The sequence below is a fragment of the Thauera phenylacetica B4P genome (assembly GCF_000310225.1).
GTDB lineage: Bacteria > Pseudomonadota > Gammaproteobacteria > Burkholderiales > Rhodocyclaceae > Thauera > Thauera phenylacetica.
Window position 1 is genome coordinate 1 of record NZ_AMXF01000283.1, and the last position, 4,672, is coordinate 4,672.

The 4,672-nt window shown below is 67.8% G+C and carries 5 protein-coding genes; 3 read left to right on the forward strand and 2 right to left on the reverse strand.

Going from position 1 to position 4,672, the window contains the following annotated elements:
• Positions 1-702 (forward strand): 3'-5' exonuclease (locus tag C667_RS20415; RefSeq protein ID WP_004380546.1); only part of this gene is annotated, 702 nt, incomplete at its 5' end.
• A 91-nt stretch (positions 703-793) separates the two neighbouring features.
• Here the strand turns inward: C667_RS20415 and C667_RS20420 are convergent.
• The gene (locus C667_RS20420) at positions 794-1,975 is read right to left on the reverse strand and encodes a Fic family protein (protein WP_004380548.1); all 1,182 of its coding nucleotides are present in this window, start codon (positions 1,973-1,975) and stop codon (positions 794-796) included.
• Between the two features lie 209 nt (positions 1,976-2,184).
• Positions 2,185-3,810: an ABC-F family ATPase gene (locus C667_RS20425; protein WP_004380550.1), complete on the reverse strand. Its 1,626-nt coding sequence runs from the start codon at positions 3,808-3,810 to the stop codon at positions 2,185-2,187.
• A 272-nt stretch (positions 3,811-4,082) separates the two neighbouring features.
• Between C667_RS20425 and C667_RS20430 the strand changes: the two genes are divergently transcribed.
• Entirely contained in the window at positions 4,083-4,496 is a 414-nt protein-coding gene (locus C667_RS20430) for a response regulator (protein ID WP_004380551.1), read from the forward strand.
• Positions 4,493-4,672 (forward strand): hypothetical protein (locus tag C667_RS20435; protein WP_039922503.1); only part of this gene is annotated, 180 nt, incomplete at its 3' end. The genes C667_RS20430 and C667_RS20435, both read left to right, overlap by 4 nt.

Here is a 4,672-nt window from a genome sequence, read left to right on the forward strand (position 1 = left end):
CCCGTGCCGGACTGGCCGGCGCGCTTCGCCGAGCTTGCCGCGGCCGCCCGCGATCCGCGCCTGCGGGCCTTCTACGCGGCCGGCGCGGTCGCGGGCGACACGCCGCGCAAGGACGTGCCGATGGTGGCGATCGACGTCGAGACCACCGGGCTGGATCCGGCGCGCGACGAGATCGTCAGCATCGGCGTGGTGCCGATGGACGCCGCCTGCATCCGCTCCAGCGCCTCGCGCTACTGGGTGGTGCGCCCGCGCGCCGAGCTGCACCCCGAATCGGTGACGATCCACGCCATCACCCACGCGCAGATCGAGGCTGCGCCCGACTTCGGCGCCATCCTCGGCGAGCTGCTGGCTGCGCTCGCCGGGCGCGTGGTGGTGGTGCATTGCCGCGAGATCGAGCGCCGCTTTCTCGATGTGGCGCTCAAGGCGCGCCTGGGCGAGGGGATCGAGTTTCCGGTGATCGACACCATGGAGCTGGAGGCGCGCATGCATCGTGCGCCGCCTCCGGGCTTCTTCGCGCGCCTGTTCGGCAAGAAGCCCGCGCCGGTGTCGATCCGCCTCGCCGACAGCCGCGAGCGCTACAAGCTGCCGCGCTACCGCGCGCACCACGCGCTCACGGATGCGCTCGCCACCGCCGAACTGCTGCAGGCGCAGGTGGCGCACCGGTTTACACCGGAGACGCCGCTGCGCGAGCTGTGGCGCTGAACCGCCTGCAAAGAGTTCGAGCCGTCCCATTTCCCATTGCGCGACCTGGCGCTCGACTCGCCAGGACCGCCCCGAACTTGCAGATGCGGGATCAGGGCGCCTTGGCGTTCTTCGGACGGTTGCAGCCCGGCCACAGGCGGTTGTCCGTGTCGAGGAAGACGAGTTCGAGCTCGCGCAGCTTCTTGAGGTCGCGGCTACGGGTCTTGTCGTTGAGCTTGAGGTAGAGGCTGGCGTACCACGGGGCGTGACGTACCGCGTCCAGCCCCTGCGCCCGCCCCTGCGCCAACAGTTGCGAGACGATGGTGTACTGGCGCGGGTTGAGGGTCTTGTTGTCGAGCAGCTCGCGGCAACGGCTCTGGAAGAGCAGGACGCCGACGAGGCGATTGACCCGGTCGTGCAAGGCATCGATCGTCGCCAGCATGCCTTCCTGGTGAAAGAGCACGAAGCCCGTGTTCGGGTGGGGCTGGTGCTTGTCCGCCCCTTTGCGGCAGGCGTTGAAGAGCGTGAAGTAGGTGTCGATGTGCTCGAGGTAGTAGCGCGCCAGCGCGAAAGGGGCGTATTCGTAACCGGCGGCCTGCAGCAAGGTCGCTTCGACCACGCGCCCGACCCGGCCATTGCCATCCCGGAAGGGGTGGATGAGTTCGTAGTAGTAATGCACCAGCGGCGCGCGGACGAGCGGGTGGGTGCCTGCATCCACCAACTGGCCGTGCCAGGTGATCAGTGCTTCGAGCAGGCGCCAGATGTCGCCCCCGTATTGTGGCGGCTTGTAGCGCCCGCCGTGCTGCGGACTGCCGACCTGGGTGATGCGCCCCTTGGGGTTGTCGCGGATGAGGCCGGGGCGGTTGTCGGCGTGCGGCAGATCGTGGGTGATCAGTCCGTGCACCTCGGTCATGAAGTCGATCGACAGCTTCCAGCCCGGATCGAGCGCAGCCTGTCTTGCGCGTTCGTAGGCGGCCTTGATGTTGAGCACCCGCCGCTGCTCGATCTCCTGCACCTGCGCGGGATCGAGGTCGATTGCGGAGCGTGTTTCATCCTCGGTGAGCGTGCCGCCTTCGATCGTGTTGGTCCCGTAGATGCTGCTGGCGATCACCTCGCGCTCGAGCGGATTCGCCACCTGCGCGAGCGGCGAGGCGACGAAGCGCCGATGGGCATCCTCGACACGCTGCATCGGAAGCTGCAGGCGGCCAGCGTCGACGCCCACCTGAAAGAGGAAGGGGCCGAAGCGGTCGGTTTCGACGCGCAGCGCGAGCTCGGGAATCTCGGAGGCCATCATGTCTGCCGGAATGTCCGCTCAAAAAAACCGGATTCGAGTTTATTCTCAATGACATGAGGCGCGTCATCGGCGATCCGTGTCCGTCCGGATGTCCAGCGCTCGAGGCATGATGGAGCAGGCTCGGCACAAGCGAAGGGGCGAACCGGCCGCCGCATCGAGCGGCAGCGGGTTCGCCCCGTTGTGTGCATGCGCGGCCGCAGCCGCCGGGATCAGTCCAGGCCTTGCGACTGCAGGTATTCCTCGTACGTCCCGCGGTAATCCACGATCTGGTGATCCAGCTTGATCTCGATGATGCGCGTGGCCAGTGAGCTCACGAACTCGCGGTCGTGCGAGACGAAGACCAGCGTGCCGTTGAACTTGTCCAGGCCGGTGTTGAGCGACTCGATCGATTCCATGTCCAGGTGGTTGGTCGGCTCGTCCATCAGCAGCACGTTGGGGCGCGACAGCATGAGCTTGCCGAACAGCATGCGGCCCTGCTCGCCGCCGGAGATCACCTTCACCGACTTCCTCACCTCGTCGCCCGAGAACAGCAGGCGGCCCAGCGTGCCGCGCAGCAGGGTCTCGTTGTCCTCGCCGGTGGCGGCGGCGGTGATGCGGGAGTAGGGCGCGATCCAGTCGGTGAGGCTGACGTCCTCGGCGAAGTCGCTCGAGTGGTCCTGCGCGTAGTAGCCCGGCTTGGCCTTCTCCGCCCACTTGATGGCGCCCTTCTGCGGCGCGAGTTCGCCCACCAGCAGCTTGAGCAGCGTGGTCTTGCCGACGCCGTTCTCGCCGATGATGGCGACCTTCTCGCCGGCCTCGATGGCGATCGAGAAGCGGTGGATCAGCGGCTTGTCCATGCCCTCGTAGGCGAAGGAGATGTTGTCCACCTCGCAGGCCAAGCGGTGCAGCTTGTCCTTGTCGTCGTAGTCGAAGCGGATCCACGGGTACTGGCGCGAAGACGGCTTGACGTCCTCGGGCTTGAGCTTGTCGATCAGCTTGAGGCGGCTGGTGGCCTGCTTGGCCTTGGACTTGTTTGCCGAGAAGCGGCGCACGAAGGCCTGCAGCTCCTGGATCTTGTCCTTGGCGCGGGCGTTGGCCGACGACTGGCGCTCGCGCGCCATGGTCGACGCTTCCATGTAGTCGTCGTAGTTGCCCGGATAGATCGTGATCGTGCCGTAGTCCAGGTCGGCCATGTGGGTGCAGACCTGGTTCAGGAAGTGACGGTCGTGCGAGATGATGACCATCGTGCAGTCGCGGTTGTTGAGCACGTCCTCGAGCCAGCGGATGGTGTTGATGTCGAGGTTGTTGGTCGGCTCGTCGAGCAGCAGGATGTCGGGGTTGGCGAACAGCGCCTGGGTGAGCAGCACGCGCAGCTTCCAGCCCGGAGCGACCTCGCTCATCGGGCCGTTGTGCAGCTCGGTGGGGATGCCGACGCCGAGCAGCAGCTCGCCCGCGCGCGCCTCGGCGGTGTAGCCGTCGTACTCGCCGACCTTGCCCTCGAGCTCGGCGGCGTGCATGTAGTCGTCCTCGGTGGCGTCCGGGTTGGCGTAGATCGCGTCACGCTCCTTGATCGCCGCCCACAGCTCCTCGTGGCCCATCATCACCACGTCGAGCACGCGCATGTCTTCGTAGGCGAACTGGTCCTGGCGCAGGTAGGCCATGCGCTCGTGCGGGTCCTTGGAGACGTTGCCGGCGCTCGGGTCGAGGATGCCGCACAGGATCTTCATGAACGTCGACTTGCCGGCGCCGTTGGCCCCGATCAGGCCGTAGCGGTTGCCGTCGCCGAACTTGACGGAGACGTTCTCGAACAGGGGCTTGGCCCCGAACTGCTGGGTGATGTTGGCTGCGACGAGCACGGAAGCGTCCTGAAAATTAGCTAAAACAAAGCCTTGGATTATAGCGCAGGCGCGCTTGCGGCGTAGCGCATGGCCCCGCGCCGCGTGCGCGCCGGGTGCCGTCGAGCCGTGTGCTCGCGACCGCCGGCGCCACACAAAGAGCGATTCGCATTCAGGAAATGCCCGGGGCATCCGGAAAGTGTCAGAATGAACCATGTGCCCGGGCTGGGGCACGGTCCGCACGCCAGCGCACCGCGGCACGAAGGCTCGGCATCGAACCGGAAGGAATCCATTTGAACGCACCGAACCCCGCCTCGCCGGCCGCGACGGAGCGCATCCTCGTCGCCGACGACAACCGCGAGATCGCCGATCTGCTCGCGGAGCTGCTCGCGAGCCTCGGTCACGCGGTCGATACCCGCTACGACGGCGCACAGGCGCGCGCCGCGATCGAGGCGGCGCCGCCGCGGTGCGCGATCCTCGACATCTCCATGCCCGGGCTCGACGGCTGCGCGCTCGCGCGCTGGGTGCGCGCCCGCCCGGACGGCGCGATGATCCGCCTGGTCGCCATGACCGGCCACTGCGCGGCGGACGAGCGCGCGCGCATCCTCGACGCCGGCTTCGACGAGGTGCTCGCCAAGCCCTTCGATCTCGACCGCCTCGAGGCGGCCCTGTGCGGTGCGCTGCCGCATCGGAGCGCCGCCGCATGAGCCCCGGCGACAGCGCGCTCGCCGATGCCACCCTGCTCGCCGTGCTGCGGCGTGCGGCCTCGCCGCTGCGCCATGACCTGGCCGGCGCGCTGCTGGTGCCGCGCATGCGCCTGCAGATGCTGCGCCGCCGGGCAGGCAGCGGCGCGCTCGCCGGAGCCGAGCTGCAGGCCTGGATC

Coding starts and splice junctions, on each gene's coding strand:
- C667_RS20420 (WP_004380548.1), bottom strand. CDS start 1,975: ATGATGGCCTCCGAGATTCCCGAGCTCGCGCTGCGCGTCGAAACCGAC.